The sequence below is a fragment of the Planctopirus limnophila DSM 3776 genome (assembly GCF_000092105.1).
GTDB lineage: Bacteria > Planctomycetota > Planctomycetia > Planctomycetales > Planctomycetaceae > Planctopirus > Planctopirus limnophila.
Window position 1 is genome coordinate 2,836,277 of sequence record NC_014148.1, and the last position, 25,709, is coordinate 2,861,985.

General features: G+C 52.5%; 21 protein-coding genes. 14 read left to right on the forward strand and 7 right to left on the reverse strand.

What is annotated here, in order from left to right; genetic code table 11:
- Positions 1–15 precede the first annotated feature (15 nt).
- The 10 genes from PLIM_RS11320 (at position 16) to PLIM_RS11370 (ending at position 14,748) form a co-directional block, all read left to right on the forward strand.
- A complete protein-coding gene (locus PLIM_RS11320; protein ID WP_013110458.1) occupies positions 16–2,757 on the forward strand; it encodes a hypothetical protein in 2,742 nt (913 codons plus the stop codon).
- Positions 2,758–2,974: 217 nt separating this feature from the next.
- Positions 2,975–3,760: an ABC transporter ATP-binding protein gene (locus PLIM_RS11325; RefSeq protein ID WP_013110459.1), complete on the forward strand. Its 786-nt coding sequence runs from the start codon at positions 2,975–2,977 to the stop codon at positions 3,758–3,760.
- A gap of 137 nt (positions 3,761–3,897) precedes the next feature.
- On the forward strand, positions 3,898–6,573 hold the full coding sequence (locus PLIM_RS11330) for a Gldg family protein (protein ID WP_013110460.1): 2,676 nt from the start codon (positions 3,898–3,900) through the stop codon (positions 6,571–6,573).
- 207 nt (positions 6,574–6,780) lie between these two features.
- Complete coding sequence (locus PLIM_RS11335; protein ID WP_013110461.1) at positions 6,781–8,421, forward strand: DUF4340 domain-containing protein; 1,641 nt, start codon at positions 6,781–6,783, stop codon at positions 8,419–8,421.
- A gap of 323 nt (positions 8,422–8,744) precedes the next feature.
- Positions 8,745–9,218: a thioredoxin family protein gene (locus PLIM_RS11345; protein ID WP_041401617.1), complete on the forward strand. Its 474-nt coding sequence runs from the start codon at positions 8,745–8,747 to the stop codon at positions 9,216–9,218.
- 93 nt (positions 9,219–9,311) lie between these two features.
- Entirely contained in the window at positions 9,312–11,216 is a 1,905-nt protein-coding gene (locus PLIM_RS11350; protein WP_148227085.1) for a hypothetical protein, read from the forward strand.
- A gap of 350 nt (positions 11,217–11,566) precedes the next feature.
- A complete protein-coding gene (mtaB, locus tag PLIM_RS11355) occupies positions 11,567–12,889 on the forward strand; it encodes a tRNA (N(6)-L-threonylcarbamoyladenosine(37)-C(2))-methylthiotransferase MtaB (protein WP_013110464.1) in 1,323 nt (440 codons plus the stop codon).
- 74 nt (positions 12,890–12,963) lie between these two features.
- Positions 12,964–13,338 (forward strand): STAS domain-containing protein, encoded by a 375-nt coding sequence (locus PLIM_RS11360; protein ID WP_013110465.1) that lies wholly within the window; start codon positions 12,964–12,966, stop codon positions 13,336–13,338.
- 92 nt (positions 13,339–13,430) lie between these two features.
- Positions 13,431–14,141, forward strand: coding sequence for a dTMP kinase (gene tmk / locus PLIM_RS11365; RefSeq protein ID WP_013110466.1), 711 nt, complete (start codon positions 13,431–13,433; stop codon positions 14,139–14,141).
- 106 nt (positions 14,142–14,247) lie between these two features.
- Positions 14,248–14,748 (forward strand): hypothetical protein, encoded by a 501-nt coding sequence (locus tag PLIM_RS11370; RefSeq protein ID WP_013110467.1) that lies wholly within the window; start codon positions 14,248–14,250, stop codon positions 14,746–14,748.
- Positions 14,749–14,816: 68 nt separating this feature from the next.
- Here the strand turns inward: PLIM_RS11370 and PLIM_RS11375 are convergent, their stop codons facing one another.
- From PLIM_RS11375 to PLIM_RS22860, 4 genes are all read right to left on the reverse strand, one after another.
- Entirely contained in the window at positions 14,817–15,245 is a 429-nt protein-coding gene (locus PLIM_RS11375) for an FHA domain-containing protein (protein ID WP_013110468.1), read from the reverse strand.
- Positions 15,246–15,486: 241 nt separating this feature from the next.
- Positions 15,487–16,959: an MFS transporter gene (locus tag PLIM_RS11385; RefSeq protein ID WP_013110469.1), complete on the reverse strand. Its 1,473-nt coding sequence runs from the start codon at positions 16,957–16,959 to the stop codon at positions 15,487–15,489.
- Between the two features lie 140 nt (positions 16,960–17,099).
- On the reverse strand, positions 17,100–17,450 hold the full coding sequence (locus tag PLIM_RS11390) for a hypothetical protein (RefSeq protein WP_013110470.1): 351 nt from the start codon (positions 17,448–17,450) through the stop codon (positions 17,100–17,102).
- Between the two features lie 382 nt (positions 17,451–17,832).
- Complete coding sequence (locus PLIM_RS22860) at positions 17,833–18,441, reverse strand: YbaN family protein (protein ID WP_013110471.1); 609 nt, start codon at positions 18,439–18,441, stop codon at positions 17,833–17,835.
- Positions 18,442–19,195: 754 nt separating this feature from the next.
- On the opposite strand from PLIM_RS22860, the gene PLIM_RS24560 reads away from it, so the two are divergent.
- The 4 genes from PLIM_RS24560 (at position 19,196) to PLIM_RS11420 (ending at position 22,500) form a co-directional block, all read left to right on the forward strand.
- Positions 19,196–19,528 carry a hypothetical protein gene (locus PLIM_RS24560; protein ID WP_013110472.1) on the forward strand — a complete coding sequence of 111 codons (333 nt, stop codon included), beginning with the start codon at positions 19,196–19,198 and terminating at the stop codon, positions 19,526–19,528.
- A gap of 325 nt (positions 19,529–19,853) precedes the next feature.
- Positions 19,854–20,681 (forward strand): purine-nucleoside phosphorylase, encoded by an 828-nt coding sequence (locus PLIM_RS11410; RefSeq protein ID WP_013110473.1) that lies wholly within the window; start codon positions 19,854–19,856, stop codon positions 20,679–20,681.
- A 27-nt stretch (positions 20,682–20,708) separates the two neighbouring features.
- On the forward strand, positions 20,709–21,470 hold the full coding sequence (locus PLIM_RS11415; RefSeq protein ID WP_013110474.1) for an SDR family oxidoreductase: 762 nt from the start codon (positions 20,709–20,711) through the stop codon (positions 21,468–21,470).
- A 235-nt stretch (positions 21,471–21,705) separates the two neighbouring features.
- Entirely contained in the window at positions 21,706–22,500 is a 795-nt protein-coding gene (locus PLIM_RS11420; protein ID WP_013110475.1) for a dienelactone hydrolase family protein, read from the forward strand.
- Between the two features lie 127 nt (positions 22,501–22,627).
- Here the strand turns inward: PLIM_RS11420 and PLIM_RS11425 are convergent, their stop codons facing one another.
- From PLIM_RS11425 to PLIM_RS11435, 3 genes are all read right to left on the reverse strand, one after another.
- Complete coding sequence (locus tag PLIM_RS11425; RefSeq protein WP_013110476.1) at positions 22,628–23,029, reverse strand: bifunctional nuclease family protein; 402 nt, start codon at positions 23,027–23,029, stop codon at positions 22,628–22,630.
- A gap of 159 nt (positions 23,030–23,188) precedes the next feature.
- Positions 23,189–23,632, reverse strand: coding sequence for a hypothetical protein (locus PLIM_RS11430; protein WP_013110477.1), 444 nt, complete (start codon positions 23,630–23,632; stop codon positions 23,189–23,191).
- 703 nt (positions 23,633–24,335) lie between these two features.
- Positions 24,336–25,610 carry a 3-oxoacyl-ACP synthase III family protein gene (locus PLIM_RS11435; RefSeq protein WP_013110478.1) on the reverse strand — a complete coding sequence of 425 codons (1,275 nt, stop codon included), beginning with the start codon at positions 25,608–25,610 and terminating at the stop codon, positions 24,336–24,338.
- Between the last annotated feature and the right edge of the window lie 99 nt (positions 25,611–25,709).

Genomic DNA, 25,709 nt, shown 5'->3' on the forward strand with positions numbered 1-25,709 from the left:
GCAGAGGAAGCAAGAATGGCAGGATCGCCGTTTGATGTGTTTCGTCGCAATCAAAAAACATTCATGGTCGCAGTCACCTGCATGGCCATGTTTTCGTTCATCTTCTTCGATCAGTCGACCATGGGAAGTGGCGAACTTCCCATTACATTAGCGGTCGCCCTGATGGCTCTCATCTGCGGCGGTGGCATGTGGTTTGTCGGTGCCCAGCGCGGCAAAGGGACGGAATACGGCTTAGGTGGTGCTGCGGTTGGTGCGATCTGTGCACTCATCGGATTGACCACCGTGCGCGGCGACGTCCCTATGGTCACCACCACGCTGCGCAGCTATACCGAGAGCGACCTGCTGACAGCTCGCCGCAATCGCATGATTGCCGAACAGTTTGTCCAGACAGTCGTGGATCCTGTTTATCGACAGAAGAACGCTTCCGAGTTTCAGGATGGTTATTTCGGGTCACTCGATCCTTCGGATCTGGTGCTCAAAGATGTCTTTCTGGCCGAGGCCAGGCAGCAGAATATCGTGCTCGATGATGCTGCTGTGGACCGCTTCATTCGCCGCATTACGGATGAAAAGCTGAGTGCTGAGGATTTCCGCAAAGTCATTCGTCGCTTGAATATCGACGAAAGCCGACTGTTCGAAGTGATCAAAAGCGAGCTGACCGCAAATCTCGCAGCCCGCCTGTTGCGGCCACCAGTTGCTCGCCAGGGTGTTGTCACCACTCTCACGCCCACACCAGATCAGTATTGGGCCGAGTTTGAGAAGCTCAATCTCAAGGAAGAGCTGCGCGTCGCTGCACTCCCTGTCGTGGCTTTCGTCGGCGAACTTCCCGAACCGACCAATGCCGAACTCACTGCATTCTTCAATAAGTATAAGGACAAGTTCCCTACACCCACCGGGACACCGGGATTTCTGCAGCCTCCGAAAGTCTCTCTCGGTTCATTGGCAGCCGATTTTGAAGTCTTCGAGAATGAAGTCGTCCGCCCGACAGAAGACGAATTGCGACTCTTCTACGAGCAGAATAAGCCTCGATTCAGGGCTCGCAATCTGCCGAATGACATGCCCTCGACGGGGACTGCTCCAGCAGATGGCACCGCACCGGCCGCAGACGCAGCCAGTGCACTGAACCCTGCAAACAGCAGTAAGCCTGCCACCGAAGGCACGCCTTCCGAAAAACCTGCAGCAACTCCAGAATCCCCAGCTCCTGAGAAAAAATCGGAGCCGGAAACGAAAGCAGAGCCTGCAAAAGAGTCTCCTGCTCCTGCCGGGACAACAGAATCGACTCCTCCATCACCCACCGCCCCATCACCAACGGAACCTGTTGCCCCAGCACCGGCAAGTCCCGCAGCACCAGAAATCAAGCCCAGCCCGGAACCCGATCCTCTGGCAAGTCTGATGCAAGAGTCGGCTGCTGTACCTGTCGTTCAAGAGGGGAACACGGCACCTTCGTCAACTCCCGAGGCGGCCCCTGCAACCACGCCTGCAAAGGCTGATGCACCCGCCAAAAGTGAGGCCACACCCGCAGAGCCAGCAACTCCGGAACAACCTCCTGCCACAGGAACGGCCACCCCGCCAGCAACGAATGGCCCATCCACCTCGCCGCTGATGATTGACCCGACTCTGCCTGCAGGAACTGTGCTCGATAATCTTCCCGGGACAGTCGCCAAAGATGCGATTCAGCCCTTTGAAGATGTCCGGAATCAAATCGAAGAAATGATTCTCAAAGAACGTGCCTTCGCTGCCATGCGAGCGGCGATCAGCAACGCATCCAGCGAAATTGAAACCGCATTGCGGCTCTACCCGACTCCTGTCGAAGGCGACAAAGTTGACGAAGCCAAGCGTACTGCCGCCATGGCCGAGATCGCCACAAAAGTCAAAGAGATCGCCGGCAAGCACAAGCTCAAGTATGAAGAAACATCCCACCTCTCGGAGATGGAACTGCGTGCAAAAACCGCTGGCCATATCGGTGTCGCGCTGGAAACGACTCTGGATCGAAATCCAAACCAGCAACCAGTCCCCGTCCACACAGCGGCCTTCAAGATTGATCCTTTCCGATCTCGATTTGCGGAAGATCGCCTGGTGAACCGGGACTTCATCTACTGGGTCATCGAACGCAAGCCGTCAAGAGTACCCGAACTATCCGATGGCCCGGTCAAGGACATGGTTGTGGAAGCCTGGAAGCGAGAAAAAGCTCGTGAACTCGCTGAAAAGCGTGCCTCGGAACTCGTAAAGCTGGCCAAAGAAGGTAACAAGCCACTAGCTGATATTGTGAAGGACCAAACCATCACGGGCAAGCCAGAGTCACCCGTCATCACACTGCGCGATACCAATGCCTTCTCCTGGATGACTGTCGATTCCAGCAATCCTCAGATGAGTTTCTTCAAGGCCTTCCTCCGACCTGCTCTTTCGAATGTTACCGGAGTGACCGGAGCCGGGAATGATTTTATGAGAACGGTTTTCCAGGACCTCCAGCCTGGTCAGGTCGGTGCTGCTCTCAATCAGGATCGATCGATTGTTTATCTGGTCGAAGTCACCAAGCGAGCCGGCCTCCCCGATTCGGGACTGACTTCACTAGAAGAACTGCGTTCTGAGTATCTGGCGACATCCTTTATTCCAGAAAAATCACAGTTTAATTTGCCCACGACGTATCAATATCTGACAGAGGGTCAGAGCATGGAACTGCAGCAAAGGTGGTTTGACGAATTGCGAACGCGCTTCGACGTCAAATTCAGCGACGGCGAAGTGGAATTCATTGAAGAGTAACCTTCTAAAAGAAGGTTCTCTGGAAATGTGATTTTCCTCTGAAGGTCATTTTGCCAGGTCGGGATCAACTGTCAGTCTGATTCCTGCTTCGTATTTTGCTTCAGTCATTCTTCTGGCAGAGTGCTTTGAACTGGCCCTGAAGCCTGATCGTCTGCAATAGAGAACGAAGTCAAAATTTGAGTCTGATGCACGATTGTCATCCAGAAGGATATCACTCATGGTGACATTTGCGGAAAATCAACCCGTGTCAAAAGCGGCCTCGCAGCCAACAACTACCGGTCGACCGATGATTGAGGCCCGTGGCCTCAGCAAGTTTTACGGCCAGTTCGCAGCCGTCAGAGACGTATCGTTTTCGGTTCCTGTGGGGCAGGTCTGCGCATTTCTCGGGCCTAACGGTGCCGGTAAATCGACGACCATGAAGATGCTCACTGGCTATCTGGCACCGACCGAAGGCTCAGCATTTTTAGCTGGCCATTGCATGGAGACAGATCGTCTGGCAGCGGCTCCGCTCTTAGGTTATCTCCCGGAGAACGGGCCACTGTATCTGGAGATGACACCCGAATCGATGCTGCGTTTCGCAGGTCAGACACGCGGTATGGTCGCCTCATTACTGCAGAGTCGTCTGGAGTATGTGGCGAACCGCTGCTCATTGACCTCTGTCTGGCGAAAGCCAATTTCCAAGCTTTCCAAAGGTTATCGGCAGCGCGTCGGTATGGCTCAGGCCCTGCTCCATGATCCACAAGTTCTCATTCTTGACGAGCCGACCAGCGGTCTTGATCCCAATCAAACCCATGATGTTCGCGAACTGATTCTCAGTCTGGCCAAAACTAAAACGATCCTCCTTTCAACGCATATTCTGACGGAAGTGACAGCCGTCTGTTCTCATGTGGTGCTGATCAATGAAGGTCGGCTGGTCTTTAACGGCTCACTATCAGAAATGGTCGCAAATGCCGAAATGGAAACTCGTTTTCGCCAATTGACCGTCGGTGGACGCACCCCTTAAGGCACGTCTTTTCTGACTCTGTGAGTTGCTGACGATCAACGTCTTTCTTCGATGTCGTAGGGTCTTCAAATCGGGTGGCATCACTGAATTTTCGAATCAGGTGACTGCCCGAATTCGAGCTGAGGGAACTGGCAACTATGCTTCGGTCTCATGTCATTTTTTCCATTTTCCAGCGTAACTTCTGGAGCTATTTTTCGGGAGCCATCGGTTATCTCTTTATTATGGTCTTCGTCTCGGCTGGTGCCTGGTTCGCCTTCCGGGAGGAGTTTTTCACCTATAATCAGGCCAACCTCGCTCAACTGAATCTCTACTTTCCCCAACTGTTACTGTTCGTGGTTCCTGCCATCACCATGAGTGTCTGGTCGGAAGAACGTAAGCTCGGGACAGATGAACTTCTCTTTACCTTGCCCGTCTCGGATATCGAAGTCCTGCTTGGTAAGTATCTGGCAGTGATTGGGGTCTATTCTGTCACGTTGATTTTTTCACTGACTCACTGCCTTGTACTGCTGATGATTGGGAATCCGGATATCTGGCAACTCGCTGCCAATTATCTCGGTTTCTGGCTGGCCGGATGTGCTCTGCTCAGTGCCGGGATGCTCGCCTCTTATCTGACGAGCAGTGCGACAGTCGCCTTCATCATCGGCCTGGTGCTCTGCCTGCCTGCCGTCTTCATTATGAATGTCCCGATCCCTGCTCCGTTTTCGTCACTCTTTGGAAACGAACTTTCACTCGAAACATTCGGGATTCGATATCACTTCCAGCCGTTTGGCAACGGGATCGTCCGCTTCTCATCGCTCGTCTATTTCGGCTCATTCACCATTCTCATGCTCTACATCAACCGCGTCTTGATCGGTTATCGACACTGGTCAGGAGGCAAGAATGGTTCTGCGATGGGCTGGCAATATCTGATTCGAACCGTCTCATTGGCAGTCGCCTTGATATCTCTCAACCTGATTCTGGCGAATGCTAACTTTGCATTCGATTTTACCCAGGAAAAACTCTACACCATCAGTCCGACCACGCGTCAGACCTTGACCTCTATCAATACCGATCGGCCTGTCACAATCCAGGCATTTGTCAGTCGGCAAGTGCCACGCGAATATGCTTCTGTCCGTACTTCATTGATTGGGCTTTTGGGCCAGTACGCACAGATTGGTCGAGGGAAACTTTCCGTTCGCATTGTCGATGTTGAACCCTTCAGTGAAGCCGCCGAAGAAGCCAAGGCGTTCGGCATCGAGGCCCGCAAAGTTCAATCCGAACGTGGTGGTCGCATTCAGATGGAAGATGTCTATCTGGGTGCAGTGATCAACAGTGGTGCCAATGAAGTGGTGATCCCGTTCTTTGATGTCGCACTTCCCATTGAATACGAACTGACGCGTTCGATTCAGACGGTCTCGGAAGAGAAAAGAAAGACGGTCGGCATTCTGGAAACAGATGCCAAACTGATGGGTGGGTTCGACATGCAGTCGTTCCGCAATTCGCCCGAATGGCGGATCGTCACGGAACTCAAAAAGCAGTACAACGTCGAATCGGTTTCACCAGCTGCGGCGATCGACGACAAAAAATATGACGTCCTGATTGCAGTGCTCCCCTCATCACTTTCGACACCCGATATGGGGAACCTCGTCGATTATGTTCGCAAAGGGCGACCCACGCTCATTTTTGACGATCCGATTCCTGCGACCAATGTCGAACTGGCACCTCGCCAGCCGCGACCTCGCGCAGGAGGAATGATGGGTGGCATGTCACCTCCTGGCGAACCCAAGGCCGATGGTGGTAAAGCGACGTCTCTGGTCAACCTGCTGGGGATTCAATGGAATTATGACGAGGTCGTGTTTGACAATACGATCAAAGTCCTACACCCCGAATTCTCCGACGTCGTTCGCCCGGAAATTGTGGCGATCAGTACCAAAAGTGGCGTCAAGAACGCCTTCTCGATGACCAGCCCCGTGACCAGCGGCTTGCAGGAAGTCCTGCTGTTTTTCTCGGGCACCATTCGTAAGCGTGATAAAGCCAACGTGAAAGTCACGCCTTTGATGCAGACGGGACCCGATTCCGGATTGATTGGCTGGGCTGAACTGGTGCGGCCCGGGTTCTTTGGCGGCGGACTGCAGATTGTGGAGGATCCCCCCCGCATGAAGGATGAGTATTCCCATATCGTCGCATGCCGAATTGAGGGTGATACCGCCGCTGGCGGCCCGCCTGTGAATGTGATTTACGTGGCGGATACTGACCTGATTGCTGACTGGTTCTTCCAGGTTCGCGAACGCCGCCTGCTGAATCTTGATCTCGACAACGTGACCTTCGTGCTGAATGCCGTCGATCTGCTGGCTGATGACCAGACCTTCATCGATCTGCGCAAACGCCGTGCAAAAGCTCGGACATTAACTGCCGTCGAACGGCAGACCGCTCCCTTCGTCAAGCAACGCTCCGACGAGCAGCAAAAAGCGAACGAAGAGGCCAAGCAGGCACTCGATCAGGCCAAAGAACGCTTGAAAGCGGAAGTCGAAAAGATCCGCAAGGATGATTCGCTCGATGATATTGCGAAGCTGCAGGCGCTCTCCATTGCTCAGGAAAGCGAAACGCGGAAAGTCCAGGTCGCTGAAAGTAACATCGAACAGTTGAAACAGCAGAAGCTGGAAAAAAATCAGCGACAAACCGACCGACAGATTCGTGTGGTCGAGCAAAATTTCTTCCTGGCTGCATTTCTGCTCGCTCCGATCCCCCCCGCAATCCTCGGTCTGCTCGTATTAATGATCAGACTTCGCAACGAACAGAATGACATCACCCCCTCGCGCCGGATTAAGTCCTAAAGCATCTTTCGCAAGGGTTTATCAAAACAAAGCATCCCTCGACCTGGTTTGAGAAACTTACAGCATGAAGTTTTTCAGTTCACTCCAGGTCGAGAAACATCTGGAAGTAACAGAGGTATAGAGCCTCTCATTCCGCCAAGAAATTCAACTCGACAGCCAACTGCTGAAATCCCCATTGAAGTCAGTTTGTCTGAATAGGTCATCACTATGCGAGAAACACAGCGAACTCTAATTTTTGCCGGTGTGGCTTTAGTCGCTCTGGTGGCCGCACTTTTCGCTGGGCCATCGACTCCCAAGCCCCCCAAGGATTTTGACTCGGTCGGTAAGGAATTCTTCCCGGAATTCACTAACGCCTCGGATGCGAAATCTCTGGAGGTTGTCTCCTATGATAAGGAAACCGCCGAGGCCCGAGTTTTTGCCGTCGACTTCAAAGATGGCGTCTGGAGAATTCCATCGAGACACAACTATCCGGCTGATGGCAAAGACCGCCTCGCGAAAACCGCTGTGTCCATGTCTGGCATCAAACGTGAGAAGCTGATCAGTCGGCAGCCCTCTCAATATGGTGACTTCGATGTCATCGACCCGCTCTCCGAGGATACAACTCAACTGACCGGTCGCGGCCAGCGAATCACCCTAAAAGACGAGAATGGTAAAGTTCTGGCCTCCTATGTGATTGGTAAAGCTGTTCCCGGCCACAATGGCCAGTTTTACATTCGTCCACTCGACTCCAATGACAAGAATGTCTATGCAGCCAAGCTGAACATCAATCTCTCAACTCGATTTGCCGATTGGATTGAGCCTGACCTGCTCAAACTTGAAGCGAATAACATCAAGACCATTATTATCGATAAATACACAGTGGATGAGAACCGCGGTCGATTGATGGGCCGCGAGACGAATCAACTGACCCGAGAAAAGCCGACGGACCCCTGGGTCATGACAGGTCTTGACCCTTCCAAAGAGGAAGTGAATGAGACCGAGATGAAAAAACTGGTCGATGGCCTCGACAATCTGAAAATTGTCGGTGTCCGCCCCAAGCCAGCGAGACTCAGCCGCGATCTGAAGTTTGACAAAGGCATTGCCATCGACCCAGCCACTCAAATGGATTTACTTTCCAGTGGCTTCTTCCCTGTCAAATCGGAAGACGGAACGTCCGAGATCTACTCCAAAGAAGGTGATCTCGTGTCTATGACCGACGAGGGTGTGGTCTATGTCCTGCGGTTTGGCAATGTCTTTAACGGGACCGAAGAGGAAGTGGAATTTGGCTTCGCCAATCGAGACGAATCCAAAGATACCGACACGAAGAAGGTCGATGAGAATTCGAACGATCCCAAGGCCACCCAGCCAGCCAGTACCGATCCTTCCAAGGCGAAGAATCGGTATCTGTTTGTGATGGCACAGTTTAATCCTGAGGCCTTAGGGCCCAAGCCCACACCGCCTGTTGAACCCAAACCGTTTGTCATGCCGGAGGGTGTAAAACCTGCGGATTCCGCCACGACAGCCGATGGCCCAGCCAGTGCGACCGCTCCAGCCAATACGACCTTAAGTGCTGATGACATCGCCGCTGCCCAGAAAGCCGCCGCCGAAGCACAGGCCCGTTTTATGGAAGAGACTCGCAAGTACAAGGACGAGCTGCAGGAATGGGAAACGAAGAAAATGTTTGGCGAAAAACAGGTCAAGCAGCTCAATCAGCGTTTTGCGGATTGGTACTATGTGATCAGTTCTGACAGTTTCGACGCGTTGCAACAGGGTCGTAAAACACTCATTCAACCCAAAAAAGCTGAAGAAACCACCGGTCAACCGGCTGCACCCACCCCACCGGGAATCACACTTCCAGGGGCTCCATAAACCATCGCCTTGATTGAGATTTGTCAGCGTACTGGCAGAATCGGTCAACTTTGGCTGCTTGCGAGCAGAAAAAACTCCGTGATTCCCTGAGATGTTGTGTGCCAACCACCCACAACCGGCAGATCGAGGTCGATTGAATCCTCGCAAGCATCAACGCCAAAGAAGGTTATGACGAACTGGCAGAACTTTGCAGGTAAAAGCTGCCAGTCGAGTGATTCGCCAAAATTGAAGATAGTGCGATTGGCAGTTGTGCCGATATTTCCCCAAGTGAGGGCTGGCGTCTGATACTTGTCTGGTGCGCCCTCATTTTTGGGGGCCAAAACATGTATCGCCGGACATTCCTGCAGGCATTTGTCAGCACTTGTGCAGCACAACCGTTGCTGAGCCAGTTATCGATGGCTTCCGAGACCTCGAAGGTCAACTGGTTTACGGCACTTAAACCAGCCCATCAGCAGGCCCTTTCGAGGCAAAAACCCCTGCTGATTATCTTCGGTGCCAGCTGGTGCGGATTCTGCCATAAACTTGAGAAGGAAACCCTTGGGGAAAAACGGCTTGCGCAGTTTGTGATGCGCGAATTCGTACCCGTCAAACTCGATTTTGACAAGGACGATAAAGCGGCCAAGATTCTCGATGTCGAAGCCCTCCCGGCGACCGTCGTCATCAATACGGAAGCTGAACTTCTCGCTCGATCCACGGGATTTCATGAGCCCGACAAATACGCAGAAATTCTGCAATCAGCCATTCGTCGGCAATCAGAAATCCTGCAGGCTCGCCATACACAGACCCGTCCCTCGTGAAAAATCTTACTCAAGTCCCGTTTACTGCGATATTTCGGTCGTAGTCACCCACATCACATTTGCGGTTCGGGGCCGCTTATGGGATGATCTTGTTTGCCGTGGCAAGCAGTCCGGTTTGAGCGCAGCGTCCTGCGTTCCTGTGATCGCTTCCGGCATATCAATGGACTGCGAGAAGATATGACGAACCCGCCAAAACGCCCTTTGGCCCACGATGATGACTCCTGGGGCAAACTTGCTTCTGATTTGTTCGGTATTGAGTTCGGTGTCGACGATGAACTGGATCTGCCAGATCCTGACGAGTTGAACGAATCGATCCCCACAGCCGCAACTCTTCCTCTGGAAGAGCCCATCATTGAAACGCCCTCCATCACCGAACTGCCTGCACCGGCCTCACCGGCTCCTGCTCGGCGAAAGAAAGTGGTCGACGACGCGTTTGGAAGCGACCTGTTCGACTCCGATATCGAGGAAGAAGCCGAAGAGTTTGAAGCTGTGGCTGAGGTTCGGGAAGTGAGTCCGGCCAGACCTGCACCCCGTGCTCCTCAAAAACCAGCTGTCACCAAGGAGACAACCAGTCGCGTCGAGACCACCCATAGTGAGCTTGACGAGGACGAACTTGAAGACGCTCCTTCAACCGATGAATTCCCCATGACGATCGCCGAACAGGGTGATGACTACTGGGATGCCCTCGAAAGCTGGAACTGGGACGAACCACAAGGCAAATCCCGCGAGTCTCGCCCGAAAGATCTGCTCAAGACGCTCGAAGCCGAAGTCGCGAGGAATTCTCGCCAGGCACGTGAACTCGCAGATCCCCATGCGGCTGAGAAGAGAGGTCGCCGTTCTGCCTCCAGAGATTCCGGAGGAGAATCTGAGCGTAGTGGTCGCCCATCCTCATCGGCAGCGTCCGGAGAAAGACGTTCTGAAAGAAAGTCTGGCACTCGCGAAGGGACTCCGCATGAACGGAGACCCCGATCGGCTGAAGCTCATTCCGGGGCTGCTGATTCAAGTTCAGGAGTGCCACGATCCAAAGCCGCTCGAGACGATTCGTATCCTCCCTCCAGTCAACCACGCCAGAGACGAGTTGCTGAAGAACGACTTCCAGCAACGGAGCGTGCCGCTTATCAGTCCGCCAATGATGACGAATTTGGCTCAGGCTTGAGTGAGTCCGCAGGAACTTCTGAGCGATCTCCATCGCGCCGCCCTCCTCGACCGGTTTCACAACCACGACGACCAGTTCCCGTTGACGCTCTGGCTGAAGATGATGAACTGGACGACGTGACAGAAATCGATGACGTCGCCTTCGTCGCAGAATCTTCTGAGATTTCTGAGGAAGGTGAAGTTCGTCGTCGTCGCCGCCGTCGTCGTCGTCCAGGAAATCGGCCTGGCGAAACTTCGCGCGATCCTTTGGTCGCCGAAGAGTTTGGTACAGACAGTGATGAGCTTGAGGAGCATCTCGAAGACAGTCGCGCACTTGATCCAGATGAACCCGAGCTCGAGCTCTCGGAGCGCGAACGGCCTGCACCACGAACAGAGAAAAGCTCTGCGGACAAACCAGCGAGGGATCGTTCAAGGCGTGACCGTAGTCCGCGCAGAGCCTCAGATGAACGCACTGATCGACCAGCCAGGCCACCCCGTGCAGAATCTGCCCGTAGCGAATCGCCTCGTGTCAAAAAAGAAAGTGATCCTGTTATCGGTGATCGGGACAACGAGTTTGTTGATGAGCCCAGGCACAGGTCACGTCGGCCGGTGAGTGATGAGAACTACACTGAACGTTCTCCACGCGACCTCGAAGTTCCTCCATCGAGGCGACCGGTAGCAACGGTTTCACAAACTGTTGATGAAGCTTCGCACGATCCAGTAACTCCTGCCAACTACGACGATATCCCCACCTGGGAAGAAGCGATCGGGATGCTCGTCAAAACACCAGCATCCACTGAAGGAGATCGCTCCTCCAGGCCGCGCCGCGACGATCATCGGCGAGGTGACAGATATCGCAGTTGAATCAGGTGAACGCCGCCGAACATGGAGTCACAGTTGGACATAGGTCACAGCCGATCATAAGTCACAGCTGAATCAGAGCAGCCGCTCATCTGTTGAGCGGCTGTCTCAGATCTAATACGACCTCCAGTCGGTGAAGTTTGCTGATCAGGAACGGCGCCAGCGAGCAAAATTGGCCCGATGGTGCGGATAAATGAATCGCATCATGAGTTCTACGAGGTTCTGTTGCCTGCACAATCAAGCTCTGCGTCTTGGCAGCTATTCACATTGCCAAAAGGTCATTCAAGCCAATACCAAGGTTTCGTCTACAATCGATTTGAAATAGCTTCGCTTATCAGGATTTTTTGCTGCCAATGTCGTCTCTCGAACCGAATTCAGCTGGCACTCCTTCGCGAACTTGCCGTCTCGTTACGCTTGGCTGCAAGGTAAATCAGTACGAAACTCAACTTGTCAAAGAAGCGCTGGCCAGGCACGGATATCGCGAAGTAAATGAACACGAAATCGCCGACCTGTGCTTCGTAAACACCTGCACTGTCACAGCGAACGGTGAATCCCGATCGCGGCAAGTCGTCCGCCAGTTAGCAAAGTCGAATCCAGGGACACGGACGATTGTCGTTGGTTGTGGTGTGACGAGATCACCGGAATCGTTTCGCCAACTCCCCTCAGTGCATGAGGTCGTCACTGATCGCCGCGAATTGCCCGATGTTCTCCAGCGATATGGGGTGGTTGAATTTCCACGAGGGATCGAACGGTTTGAGGGACGCAAGCGGGCATATGTGAAAGTTCAGGATGGATGTGCTCTGCGCTGCACTTACTGCATTATTCCTCAGGTGCGTCCCCATCTGATCAGTCGCGAACCCGAAGATATCGAGCGGGAAGTTCGCCAGCTGATCGCCAATGGATATCAGGAAATCATCCTGACCGGTGTCCACATCGGTCACTACGGAGTGGATCTCAGGAGGAGAACAGCCGGTGCTCCCCGCATCAGGCTCTGGCACCTGATTGACCGCCTCGACAAGATCGCTGGTCACTGGAGAATGCGTCTATCGAGCATTGAAGCGGCTGAAATGACGGATGAATTCATCAGCTCTGTCAGTAGTGCCGAACACCTCTGTCCTCAGTTCCACCCTGCCCTGCAAAGTGGCTCGAATGCCGTGCTGTCGCGAATGAGAAGGCGCTATACCAAAGAAAAATTCATCGACATTGTCGATCAACTCAAAGAAGCTTTGCCTCACCCAGGTTTTTCCACAGATGTCATTGTCGGATTTCCCGGTGAAACCGACGAAGAGTTTGCTGAAACTCTCGACGTCTGCCAGAACGTAGGATTCACAAAAATTCATGCCTTTTCCTTCAGTGCCCGCGAAGGAACTCCAGCCGCCACATTCCCGGACCGTGTCCATGGACATGTGATCAATGCTCGGATTAAGGCTCTCGAAGATCTCGAACTCCAACTGGTGCAATCCTTTGGAGAAAATCTGAAAGGTTCCAGAATCGAGGTTATGGTCGAGTCCATTCATCCTGACCATCCTGATTTAGTCGTTGGTACCGACGAGCGTTACTGTCCCGTAATCCTCGCGGGAAATGCCTCCGATTTAGGACAATTGAGAGAAACATTGGTGATTGGCGTGCGGCAGGGTATGCTTTGGGGTCAAGGGGCAGAAGTCTTGCAAGTGTAAGAAACACCTCGACTCTACTGTCCGAGTTGGCGGTGTTCCTTGTTGTGAATTCAGGCAGAGCGAAGGTGGTTCGAATGAGTCAACCTGAGTTTCAAGCAAGTTTTTTTGACCTGCAGCCTAACGGTGATGTGCTTGTCGCCACCATTAGCCGCAAGTTATTGACTGAGGACGAAAACCTCGAACAGATGTCGCAGGAACTTCTGTCCTTAATCGATACTTTTAACTGCCGTAAACTTGTGGTCAGTCTGGAACGTGTCACCTTTGTGACCAGCGCAGCTCTCGGAAAGTTAATCACTCTTCATCGGCGTCTTCATCGTAAAGATGGCCGTATGGTCCTGGCAGCCGCCAATGGTGGAGTTGCCGATGTGCTGAAACTGAGTCGCCTGCAGGATTACTTTTTGATGGCCATCGATGTTCCTTCGGGAATCAGCCAGTTGCAGGCCACCTGACGAGTTGCAGCAACGAGGACGATCCTCGATATTCTTCCATCGAAAGATTTTCGAACGGTAGAAACAGCTCCATAAAGAAGGCGGTTGTCCTGGTGGTTCTCGAACATCGTCCGCATCCATCTTCCGGGTTATTGATTGTCATTGAAGGAATCGACGGTGCGGGGAAAGGAACCCAGACCAAACTCCTCCACGAACGTCTCAAGTCAACATCACGAGACGTTTTTACGCTGAGCTTTCCTCGCTACGAAAGCACATTCTTCGGACAGCGCGTAGCCGATTTTCTCAATGGAAGATTTGGCACTCTGGAGCAGGTTCACCCTTTTCTGGCAGCAATGCTCTATGCCGGCGATCGCTTCGAGAGTCGTGATCTTCTCCAATCCGCATTGAACGAAGGCAAGATTGTACTTTGCGATCGATACATTCCTTCGAATCTGGCTCATCAACTCACCAAGGCCCAGCCCGAGTTGCGAGCGGAAATGCAGCAGTGGATTGAGCACGTCGAGTATCATCTCTATCAAATGCCCAGGCCCGATCTGGTGGTGCTTCTGGATACCACTGCGGAAACTGCGACAACACTGATTGATCGCAAGCAGGCGCGGGATTACACGACATCGAAGGCCGATCTTCATGAGGCCGATCAGCATTATCTGGAACGCGTACTGATTGAATATCGAAATCTGGCAGCGAATAACCCACTCTGGCATGTCGTCCCCTGCCTCCAGAATTCGATTCTCCGTTCGCAGACAGAAATCGCTGAGGAAATCTACACGTTCGTAGAATCCTTCATCTCCAGGCGGATTTAATCTGGTTTTGAGTTCGAGCCCGCTGAAGCCAAAACTGGAACCATCGTCGGCATATCATATTGAACCTGTATGCCTGCTGAGTGAACGAAAGGAAGGTGGCGAGTTCATGGACGAGTTGGAAGCATCGATGGCTGCAGCGTCATCCACTTTCGTTCCACTGTCAGGATTGGCGACCAACTCCCCACGAGAGGTTTCTGACGTCACTGATTTTGTCAGTCTTGTGGAATCCCGAAAGCATTGGATTCAGCACGTGTTGCGCCCCTGGTGCCGCTTTGCCCCTATTGCCGAACTTCGGCTTGCCGCCTTGAATTGGGTTGATCTCGCCGGGCAGATCTCGCCAGATGCCACCTTATGGCCCTGGGCCTGGGAGCGTTTTGAAGGGGTGATACATACGGAGCTTGGCTTTGATGAATCTCGCCAGTGGAAAGTTTCGCTTGGTAATGGGTGCGAAATTTCGGGCTATATCAATGGTCGATTGAGCCGTGGTGAGCAAATCGTACTGGTCTACCGCGACTCTCACTCAGAGCAATTAACAACCACTTCGCCGATCGGTCTCGATGAGATTTCTTCAATCAGGCCGCTCGAACCCAGCCCACGCAGCGAGTAAATCACATCACTCGAAAGAATAGAAATCCGCCTGTCGACGCACATGTGATGTGAACCGGACATTTCAGGCTATTCTTCAATCAGCTTGACGTCACTCCGAGATGGCATGTTCGCAGGAAGTGGTGTTTCCGGGGAGAGCTTCAACCGATCCTCAGGAATAGCGACTTCGATGACCTCAGTATGTGCTTCCTGCTGATGAACCACGGGATCGGCTGGCCCCATGGTGACGCGGAACTTCTCGCTGGCCAGTGAGAGTTCATCCCCCGGCAAAAGTGCTCCCCTGACAACCCGTTGCCCATTGACCTTCGTGCCATTCGTACTTCCCAGATCGCGGATGAACAGCAATCCGTCAGTCCGGACAATAAGACAGTGCAGCTTGGAAATACTGCTTTTATCAATAAAGACATCGCACAGATCTTCCTGACGGCCGATCAGCGTAATGTCTCGCGTGATAGGAATCACAGGGCCACCTTTCAGTGGCGTCAATTCTGCCTTCATAAACTCGTCTCGCTGTAAGGATGCACCCCACTTAATCTTGCCATCCGCCGGGAAGCGATGTCAATCTCCTCCATCGCAACCTCTCGATCAATCAGAAGAACGGTTGCCTGCCGTCTGGAATGAATCGATCGTTCGTTCCGTAAACTCTTGAGATAGCTGCAATCGCCTGCTGCAAGACGATTCTGCCGAATTTCCACGTCATGCCTGCAGTGAAGAAGCACGTTGAGAATGATCCGATTCTTCAAACGGGCTCTTTACCAGTATCTCCGCAGGAAAAATTGCTCTTCAAGGAGGTGCTGCTGTTCGCATCGCTCTCTCCGGAAGATGGACGCTCGTTCTCAGCCAACTGATTCTCGGCATCGGCCGGCAATCCTGCCAGGACTGGCTGATCGATCGAACCCATCGAAGGCTGAACAGATAATGGTCGGAACGTGGGTTCAACCACACCCGAACTCATTTTTGGTACGGTCGCAAGAATCAAGAGGCTCGCTCCCCGGGCGGCTGTCGAAGCTGCAAATACCCAAAGGTATGCCTCAATGGTGACATCCATTGATCGCAGCATGAACGTCCCGATCAAAGAGCCTGCCAGCAAAGCCGCATTATTCGCCACGTTGTAAATCGTCAGCGTCCCGGTTCGTTCATGTTCGGGAATCGCCTCCAGAAACAGCAACGTCACAGCCAGTTCGTAAGCGGCCCAGGCCGTTCCAGCCAGGATCTGCACCAGAACGAGCCAGCCATAATTAAAACTGACATCCCAGGCAGCCGCGAGCGGTGTAATGCAAATGGCACCAATCCATAAGAGTTGCTGGGCACCCACTTTTTTGGCCAGCCGCCCCCAGTAGGGCAAAGTTAAAAACTTGGCCACAAATGAGGTCCCGATCAATATCACATACTCAATGTAGGTCAGCTTCAATCCTTTAAGCATATAGGGCACAAAGAACGGCCCCGAAATACAGACGCCCACCTGCATACAGACCACGAACAACAACAGCCGCCCTGCCCTTCCCTGACCGAAACTCATGGCTCTTTGCATGAATGGCAGATCATCGACCAGTCGCACAGGCTGGGGCTCACTCTTACGAGAGAGGCAGAATGCCGAAATCACCCGGCTGATCCCCGCGATCAGAAACAGCAGCACATAAGCTCTGGTCGGCGCAGAGGAGGATGTGCCCGCCTGAAGGATAAACCCTCCTGCCAGAAATCCCGCCAGCGTCATCGCCTGGCTGAAACGTGCCCGCTTCGCAAAAAAATGAGGACGTACAGACTTAGGAACAACGGCCCCCATCCATGTATTCCATGCCGGGCCTGTCGCCAGACTGGTAGCCCAATAAACTGATGTGATGAAGAGCGCCTGCCACTGAGAAATCGCTCCATACGTCGCCGCAACGATCAAAGGAATAAAGCACGCTGCCTGAATCGAAGCATTGAGCATGACCCACAACTTGTTCGACTTCAGAATTCGAATCGCTGCTGGTGAAATCAATTGCAGCACGCTCCCTAAAAACACGGGAACGCTCGCAATCAAGCCTGCAAAGACATCGCCCAATCCAGCCGCCAGGACGAAAGCAGGAACATACGTCTCGCCGATTCCAACCATTACTCCGTAGGAAGCGCCATCACCCATACTCGCAGCCAGATCACGACGGACAGGCTGTCTGTCTGACGAGACGTTCTCCACCAGTGACACAGGACGATTCGCGGTCGCGGCGATCATGTCGGCAGGCTTAGCCAAATCGTCGGGGAGGCATCGGTGAAAAACCGAATCGCAACTTTGGTGGAAACAGACCCCGACGCCACCAGACAGCGTTCTATCACATCCCCCGGAATCGGAAAAGTTACCCACACTGGCCAGATTTACGGCTGATGCATTTCCACGGGCAGAAAGCGACAAAAACCATATCGACTTAAACACTGGTTGATGCGATCGATCCGTTCAGCCAGAACTTCGCCTGCCAGAACTCCACAAATGAGACTGCCAATAACGAGCACCGCCACCTCTGAAACAGCGCGGGGCAGCCCCAGATCTTTCGCATCGACGTAAATCTCATCGACGCTGCAATACTCGCCAAACTTCTGTCCCGAATAGTGAAACTCGGCTCCGCAAAAATCGGGGCTCCACTCGTAGTCAAACGGACCAAAGACACGCCCGCGATGTCGAATCCAGATGCGATTATCGTCGATCATCAGTGCGTGTCGCTGGCTCATGGAACCACCCCGCCCTCGCAGACTTCATCAGTTTCTAATCACCCGTCAGTCTAACGTGATCCGCAGCTCGCGCTCAGGGACTTATCGGCTGGACCATCGTGATGCATGGCGACCGCAGCATCGCCCTTGATCAACAGAGGCATCGCCTGCATTCAATCAACGCAAATGCTCCTGGTTGATTCGTACGAAATTGGGATCAATCGAGGAAGTCCAGTTTGACGACCGCCAGTTCTTTCACGTCAGAATCGTCGTCCTGGCTGGGGAATCTCACCCGTCATTGCTGAAGCATCACCTGCTTTTCGGGGTGATCACCTGCTCTCAAACGGCACTTTCGCACCAGCGGCTGAAATTCGTCGGCTTGATTGTCAGTCTCAAGGAACCGTTAGCCCACTTTTTTGCTGGCGAATTCCTCGATTCGTACCAAAGAAACTGGCTGTCGACGTGGGGATGGCAGAAGCAGGATGACCATAATACCGATACTCGCCAATCCCATGATCAGCCAATGCATTGGAGAGCTGATGCGACCTGACAGCAGTGTGAGCGCCACCATCAGCAGGACGATTCCAACAGCACCCATTTTTACTCTGAAACTGACTCCCCGGTCACGCTCCCATTTTCGCAAAAGCGGCCCCGAAAAGCGGTGCTGATGCAAGCGAAGGTACAGTTCGGGAGATGACCGGTAGAACAAGAAACTGGCCAGAATGAGAAAAGGAGTCGTCGGCAACACAGGAAGAAACACACCTGCAATTGCTAAACCGATACAACTGACTCCACCCACCTGAAAAACAATTCTCCGTATCCCGGAAGCAACCACCATCGGATGCCTGATTTCTGCACAGATACCAACAACATCCCCAGCCTCGTTCTCCTCTTGATCCACCAGAAACGGGCGAGCCTCCAATTCACCGCAGGATGTTCCGTCATCAGCAGGTGATGGTGGGCACAACACAGTCGACATCCCGCTTTCGGCATTCTTGGGAACTGTCCACATGAGTGCTGCCTTCACGCTGAAACTGGAAACTCGCGTCACAATTGATTTTAGAACCACACTGCCATTTTTCACGATGCCGAAGTCGTTTTATTGGCTGTGAGAAGTCACGAAAGTGCTTGCCATCGCGTAAACATCAACTTCTCTTGGCGGGGCCGTGGGACGTTGAGCGCCAGCCGAGGTTACGAGTCAGCCTCAACTCGCATCCCACAATGGATTCTCCCATCGCGTAAAATGCAGACAATTCAACTGGAAATGCTAATCAGCAAACTTTCTCTCGACCTGTCAGAAATTGAACTCCTGAGAATTATTGGCTGCAATTTGTGTTTTCACCGATTTTCAGGTATCTCCCTGAGACATGCCTGACTTACAGATTTCCACCGCTGTAGAAGTATTGCGAGAAACTTTTTCCGAATTCCGCCGAGTCACAGCAAAAAAATCATAATAATTTCTTGATGACGACCACGACTCAGACTTGCTCATTGACCCAGCATGATTATAGTGACCGCGCTCGGAAGACCGAACTGTGATTGTGTATGGCTGGTGACCGACTTTGATGTTCTCTCGAAAATTCTCAATTTTCGGCCAACAGATGAGCCTTGACATCGACGGTCTGCTCGAATACCAGTGGCAGGAAATCTTCCGACCTGCGATACGACGATCATTTGTTATTAACATCACAATGTGACTCAAAACTCGTCAGATCGGACTTTGAGTCAATACAGGAACGACACCAATAGGATTGAGGTTCGTATTCATGAGCTTGGCAGTATTGGCAGTCTCGCCAGACACGTTGAATCCTCTGTTCGCAGCCTCGTGGACTTCGGAATTCGATCTTCCCTTCATCACCTCGCCCGTCTGCGCTCGCGATGAAGACGAGGATGAGGATGAAGACATAGATGACGAAGAAGACGACGAGGATGATGAATTCGACGATGAAGACGTCGATGACCTCGACGATGACGATCTCGATGACTTCGATGACGAAGAAGACTTCGATGACGAATACGACGACGATGATTTTGATGATGACGATGACGACGATGACGACGACGATGATGATCTCGACGACGATGATGATGACTACTAATCATCGAACTCTCAGCGAATGCTGAATCCTGCGATGAGATTGAACACAGCGCTGGAATGGTGATTCAGCCTGCTGAAGTTGAGCAGACTGGGCCTCACTCATACGATTGACTGTGACCGCTTTTGACCGCTGCGAACCGATAGTTTTCGAGTTGGAACATTTCCTTCGCGCAGCATCTGAAATCAAGATTTGATATTTTCTCAGGGAGAGTCTGCCGTTTTGCAGGCTCTCCCTGAGTTTGTTATTCCACCTTCTTTGCTCTACTCGTTAATGGCTCACGTGGCATTTCATGCGCCTGTTGAGCCGAACTCATCCGGAAATCGAGATGTCCGAACTGAAATCACGCATTGACCAGGCCACTGCCAAAATCTCCCAGCTCTGGCAAGGTGAACCTGCCGTAGGCATGATTCTGGGAACTGGTCTGGGTGGCCTGGCGGAACAAATCGAGCAGGATATCGCTATTCCTTACAGCGACATTCCTCACTTCCCTACCTCGACAGTGAAATCTCATGCGGGTCGGCTGGTTTGCGGACGCCTGCGCGGCATTCCTATCGTCGCCATGGAAGGTCGATTTCACTACTACGAAGGGTATTCTCTCGAACAAGTCACCTTTCCAGTGCGTGTCATGAAGGCCATGGGAGTGAAAACACTCCTTGTGACCAACGCTGCCGGCGGCATCAATCCACAGTTGGATCTCTCGGATGTGCTGATTATCGAAGATCACATCAATCTCATGCCCGAAAACCCCTTGCGTGGCCCTAACGATGAAGAATTGGGCCCTCGTTTTCCTGACATGAGCCACCCCTATGACTGCCAGCACATGGAAGTCGCCCGCCAGGTGGCATTGGAACTTGGCATACATTGCCCCAAAGGTGTGTTTGTCGCAGTCAGCGGGCCAAATCTCGAGACCCGTGCTGAATACCGCATGCTGAAGCTCATGGGAGCCGATGTCGTGGGGATGTCGACAGTTCCCGAAGTCCTCGTCGCAGTCCATGCGGGCTTACGCGTTCTCGGCTTCTCTGTCGTGACAGATCTCTGCCTGCCCGATGCGCTCGAACCGGTGGAACTGAATAAAATTCTGGAAGTGGCTGCACGTGGCGGTGCTAAACTGGCCCGCCTCATCCCCGAGATTCTGCCGCGTATCGCCCTCTAGCCACAGCACTTCAGGAGACCTTTTGACATGATCCTCGATCTCTTTCGGCTGGATCACAAGGTCGCTTTGATCACGGGTGGTTCCAGAGGGCTGGGAGCGGCCATCTCTTTAGCATTGGCAGAAGCGGGTGCAGATATCGTCTGTGTCTCAAGAACCTCACCCACACAGGCACACATTGAAAAAATCCTCTCTCTGGGCCGACGTTTCCACTTCCTCCCGTGCGATCTCAGTGATCGGGCAAACCGTACTGGTCTTGTAGAAAAAGCCAGATTGATTGCGGGATCAATCGATATCCTCGTCAACAACGCGGGTTTAACAGCCCGCTTTCCTCCTGAGGAGTATCCTCTTACTCACCTGCAGACCATGCTGGCGGTTCATATTGAAGCCGCTTTCGATCTCGCCCAACAGGTCGCCCCATCGATGATCCAGCGAGGCTCTGGAAAAATCATTAATGTTGGTTCGGTAATGAGCCATCAGGGTGGCTGGCAGATCCCCGCTTATGCCATCGCCAAGCATGGGTTGGCCGGATTGACAAAATCACTCTGCAACTCGTGGGCAGCTCAAGGGATCAACGTCAACTGCATCTGTCCGGGCTATATGCTCACTGAACTCTCGGGCTCATTAGTCAACGATCCTGTTCGAGGCCCGCAGATTCTCAGCCGTATCCCTGCAGGGCGCTGGGCACAACCCGAGGAACTGGGTGGTTTGTGCGTTTTTCTGGCCTCCAGTGCATCCAACTACATGCATGGCAGTATCATCGATATCGATGGCGGCTGGCTGGCACGCTGAGCAGGCGGCTGGTCTTAAAACAACCCCTGATTATCAGGTCGACTCCACATTGAGCTTCGGATCCACTGCCAGAAGTTGTTTTCCAGACACTGGCGCCCTTGATTACGAACTCAAATCGAGAAGACGTCAGAATTGGAACAGAACTCTTCTCTGACTATGCTCAAGAGATGGTGAATACTTCTGCCGAAGCTCAACTTTAAACCCCGAATCTTTATCTCAGGAGGGATACAAACCCATGTGGTCACCAAGAATTCTGCTCGCAACGACCCTATGCCTGATAACCTCATTTTCGAACGCTATTTGCGTCGCGGAAATCCGTTCGAAAGAGATCGAATATCAGGCCGGCACCGTGAAATCGAAAGGGACACTCTTCTGGAATGATGAGATTCAGGGACGCCGCCCGGGAGTCCTTGTCGTTCATGAATGGTGGGGATTAGACGACTATGCCAAAAATCGCGCTCAAAAACTGGCAGAGGCAGGTTACGTTGCTTTTGCATGCGACATGTATGGCGAAGGCAAGACCACTCAGCACCCCAAAGATGCCGGGACCATGGCAACCAGTGTACGTTCCAATCAACAGGAATGGCTGGCCCGCGCAAATGCTGCCCTGGATGTCTTGAAGAAAGACGAGCACGTGAATCCCGAGCATCTGGTGGCGATTGGCTACTGTTTTGGAGGATCGACAGTTCTTCAACTCGCCCTAAAGGGTAGCGACCTGGATGCCGTTGTCTCGTATCACGGGGCACTCCCTAAAGTCACGCCTGAAGAAGCTGGCCAGGTCAAAGCAAAAGTTCTCGTCTTTCATGGAGCTGATGACGCTTTTATTCCCAAAGACGTCGTCGAGCAGTTCCAGACAGCATTTAAAGGTTCCGACAATCAACTCACGTTTGTTTCCTTCCCGGGGGTTCGTCATAGCTTCACTGTCCCCGATGCCGGCAAACATGGGATCGAAGGCATGAAGTACGATGAACAGGCGGACAAAACCTCCTGGCAGGCCACTCTCGATCTGTTGAGCAAACTGAGCAAGTAATTGACGACACGGATTCGAAATGCTTTCCTGAAAGTGGATAGCAGACTCCTCGATCACCAGAAGATAAAAGGCCCGGAAGTTTGTAGTAACTTCCGGGCCTGCTTTATTCTGTCACATAGTCATTTGATCAGCCGGTCACATCCTGTAGAACCGATTCTGTCACATAAATGGGAAGAAAAGGTTGATAATGTACGGCCAATGCGATGGCATCACTGGGCCTGCTATCAATCTCAATCAGTTCCCCCTGTTGACGGATGCGAATCGAGGCATAGTAAGTGTGATCCTCCAGATGATTGATCACCACATCCTGCACTTCAGCCCCCAATTGCTCGGCAATATTCTTCAGTAGATCATGAGTGAGTGGTCTGGGCGGTACATCGCCTCGCACACGCCGGTCGATGCTGGTCGCTTCAAAGAGACCTATCAGAATCGGGAAGGCTCGCGAGCCATCGACTTCCTTCAGATAAATGACCTGCTGATCATTGATCTCGCTGATGATGATCCGCACAAGTTCCATCTGGACAAGCACAGCCTTCTCCCTCACTCAAACATCTGCCATTCGCTTCGATCGTATATTCTCACAGGATCCCTGCCAAAAACAACCTTGCCCGGTCAGCAAATGAAATTGCTAACCGGGCAAGCGATAATTCATGGTTTTTCCAACAGCCGCAAAGCTGTCAGATTATCTCTAGTGGCCAGCAAGCATGTCGGCCATCTGCTTCGCCAACTCCGGGCCCACGGTCTGCACGATTTCGCGGGCTTTGCTCAGAGCAGTTTCGGCATCGCTATAGGTTGTCAGGAAGCTCAGTGCCGCAGCTACAGCCACGGCAGATGACGAACCACTCGTGGCAACGCTCACTGCGGGCTTACGGCCGGGCTTGGCTCCGGTCTTTTTCTTGGCAACCTTCTTGGTTCGCTTTGGTACTGGCTTGCCATCGGCAGCCAACATCGACTTTCGAACCTGACCAATGGCGGCAGCAGGATTACTACCCCATTCCCAACCGTCGTACTGCGACTCAATACTGCTCTTCACCTGAGCGTTGGTGGCCTTTTCCGGCCCACCCAAGGCAATGATGGTTTCACGATAGAGTGCAGACTTGTTGATCGAACTGTCAAACTTTGCCTTAGCCATGAGAATCTCCTGAGAAGCAACTGCTCACATTTTTTGCGAGTCAGCACTAGAACATATTGACTGGAAATATCCCTCAGAATGCTGCCACAACCTGCGGGAACCTGATCACAACTCAGCAACTTCATGAATCACTATCAAGAGTGCTGGTATTGTCATTTACTATAGTGCAGCCCAATCGTTCATTTTGCAAGCCTATCTGGCTACTGAATGAATAGCCCATGGCTTTTAGAAGATTTTCCGGTTTATCTAACGACTACTTGCTGCTGCCAATCAACAAACATCCGACTTAGCCAGCTGAATCGAGTCCTTTGCTCCAGCTTAAGTACCACGACTACAAAAACACTTGAATAAACTATAGACACACAGAATTACTGTTCACAACAACCCTGTTGGCGAAAAGCGTAGTAGAGTTTGACTATTCAACTCGCTTTCAAGCATTCAACTGAATTTTTTAGCAGTCTGACCCGGCTTCTCTCCCCCTATCAGGGAAACAAATGTCTGATATTTACACTAAGCAGATCAGCTGTGTTTTGGCCGAATTTACCAGTAAGCCTGCGCGATAAAAACTTGCGGCATACCCAGTAACCTCAAGAAAGATGGGAATGCCAGGCTCTCAACAACCCATTTTCAGGCGGAGAACTTCAAAGCACGAGAGGGTCATGTACAGCCTTGCAGATACAGAAACTGCCTGGGAACGGGCACATCACCATCTCAAGAGACAGGTTCCCCACGTTAACCCAGCTCCAAAACCGCAGATCAACAGCAGTTCACCCCGCTGCAGGCGTCCGCTGGCAATCACTTCAGCCAGGGCAATAGGTATTGAGCCAGCCGATGTATTTCCGTACTTATCAAGATTGTTATAAATACGATCCTGCTGGATCCCCAGATCTTCAGCAACATGATTGATAATGCGCAGGTTGGCCTGATGGAGAATAAACATGGAAACCTGCTCAATGGAAACCTGAGCTTGTTCCAGTGTAACAAGGATACTGTTACAGACGGCTTTCACGGCCCATTTGAAAACATTCCTGCCGTCCATCTGCAGATAGGTTTTCCCTTCACGAAGATCAGACTCCGTGAAGGGGTGGAGTGTCCCGCCAGCAGGCCGATCCAGAAGACTCGCCCCGGAGCCATCCGAACCGAGCTGATATCGCACCAGACCTTGCTTTTCGTCGCCCCGGCCCAGGACAACAGCACCAGCGCCATCTCCAAACAACGGTGCCACCTTAGGATCCCGCGGATTGACAATGCGGCTGTTGCAATCCCCGCCAATCACAAGAGCTCGCCGACTATTTCCAGTAACAATAAACTGAGCTGCCGTTGCTAACGCATAAGTAAATCCTGAACAGGCCGCCGCCAGATCCATGGCTGGAGCTTCAATACCCAGATGGGCCTGCACGAGATTGGCTGTCGATGGGCAGAGATGATCAGGTGTGAAAGTCCCAATAACGACCAGATCCACTTCGTCGGCTGTGATTCCCGCATCGGCCATTGCCCGCTGTGCGGCCACAATGCACAGGTGGCTGGTGGCCTGCCCTTCAGCCACATAACGACGCGAGAGAATTCCAGTTCGCTGTTCAATCCACTCGGGATCAATGCCACAACGCTCCTGAAGCTCGGCATTGGTTACGACCTGATCGGGAACATACGCCCCGACACCCAGGATCTGAAAACCCAAAAGCTGTGATGTCCGCGTTGGCCATTGAGGGTCTGCAGTTCTCACGGGCTTCTTCACAACTTCGCCACCGGGTGCTGGTTCACCATGGGAAACTGACTGAAGATGACCGTTGGTTTTCTGAGAACTCGGACTGGTCTCATATGAGGATGTGATCTCAGATGATGTCGACTCGACAATTTTTTCTATCACTTGAGCCTCTTCGGCAATTCGGTGCGTCTCTGCCATTTGCAGAAGATCCAGCGGCAGACCTTCGGGCATCATCGACTCTCGAATCTTTTGTCCGATCGATGCATCATGCATATCGAGAATCCAGAACACTCGAATCATCGACACATCGTGAACACCCGGTGCCAGACAAAAAAGGTGTCGACGCTTTCAATGATCTGTGTCAACCAATAT

Bases quoted from the DNA above. Each gene is read 5' to 3' on its own strand.
- PLIM_RS11320 (WP_013110458.1), top strand. From the start codon at position 16: ATGGCAGGATCGCCGTTTGATGTGTTTCGTCGCAATCAAAAAACATTC.
- PLIM_RS11325 (WP_013110459.1), top strand. From the start codon at position 2,975: ATGGTGACATTTGCGGAAAATCAACCCGTGTCAAAAGCGGCCTCGCAG.
- PLIM_RS11330 (WP_013110460.1), top strand. From the start codon at position 3,898: ATGCTTCGGTCTCATGTCATTTTTTCCATTTTCCAGCGTAACTTCTGG.
- PLIM_RS11335 (WP_013110461.1), top strand. From the start codon at position 6,781: ATGCGAGAAACACAGCGAACTCTAATTTTTGCCGGTGTGGCTTTAGTC.
- PLIM_RS11345 (WP_041401617.1), top strand. From the start codon at position 8,745: ATGTATCGCCGGACATTCCTGCAGGCATTTGTCAGCACTTGTGCAGCA.
- mtaB (WP_013110464.1), top strand. From the start codon at position 11,567: ATGTCGTCTCTCGAACCGAATTCAGCTGGCACTCCTTCGCGAACTTGC.
- PLIM_RS11360 (WP_013110465.1), top strand. From the start codon at position 12,964: ATGAGTCAACCTGAGTTTCAAGCAAGTTTTTTTGACCTGCAGCCTAAC.
- PLIM_RS11370 (WP_013110467.1), top strand. From the start codon at position 14,248: ATGGACGAGTTGGAAGCATCGATGGCTGCAGCGTCATCCACTTTCGTT.
- PLIM_RS11375 (WP_013110468.1), bottom strand. From the start codon at position 15,245: ATGAAGGCAGAATTGACGCCACTGAAAGGTGGCCCTGTGATTCCTATC.
- PLIM_RS11385 (WP_013110469.1), bottom strand. From the start codon at position 16,959: ATGATCGCCGCGACCGCGAATCGTCCTGTGTCACTGGTGGAGAACGTC.
- PLIM_RS11390 (WP_013110470.1), bottom strand. From the start codon at position 17,450: ATGAGCCAGCGACACGCACTGATGATCGACGATAATCGCATCTGGATT.
- PLIM_RS22860 (WP_013110471.1), bottom strand. From the start codon at position 18,441: ATGTGGACAGTTCCCAAGAATGCCGAAAGCGGGATGTCGACTGTGTTG.
- PLIM_RS24560 (WP_013110472.1), top strand. From the start codon at position 19,196: ATGAGCTTGGCAGTATTGGCAGTCTCGCCAGACACGTTGAATCCTCTG.
- PLIM_RS11410 (WP_013110473.1), top strand. From the start codon at position 19,854: ATGTCCGAACTGAAATCACGCATTGACCAGGCCACTGCCAAAATCTCC.
- PLIM_RS11415 (WP_013110474.1), top strand. From the start codon at position 20,709: ATGATCCTCGATCTCTTTCGGCTGGATCACAAGGTCGCTTTGATCACG.
- PLIM_RS11420 (WP_013110475.1), top strand. From the start codon at position 21,706: ATGTGGTCACCAAGAATTCTGCTCGCAACGACCCTATGCCTGATAACC.
- PLIM_RS11430 (WP_013110477.1), bottom strand. From the start codon at position 23,632: ATGGCTAAGGCAAAGTTTGACAGTTCGATCAACAAGTCTGCACTCTAT.
- PLIM_RS11435 (WP_013110478.1), bottom strand. From the start codon at position 25,610: ATGCATGATGCATCGATCGGACAAAAGATTCGAGAGTCGATGATGCCC.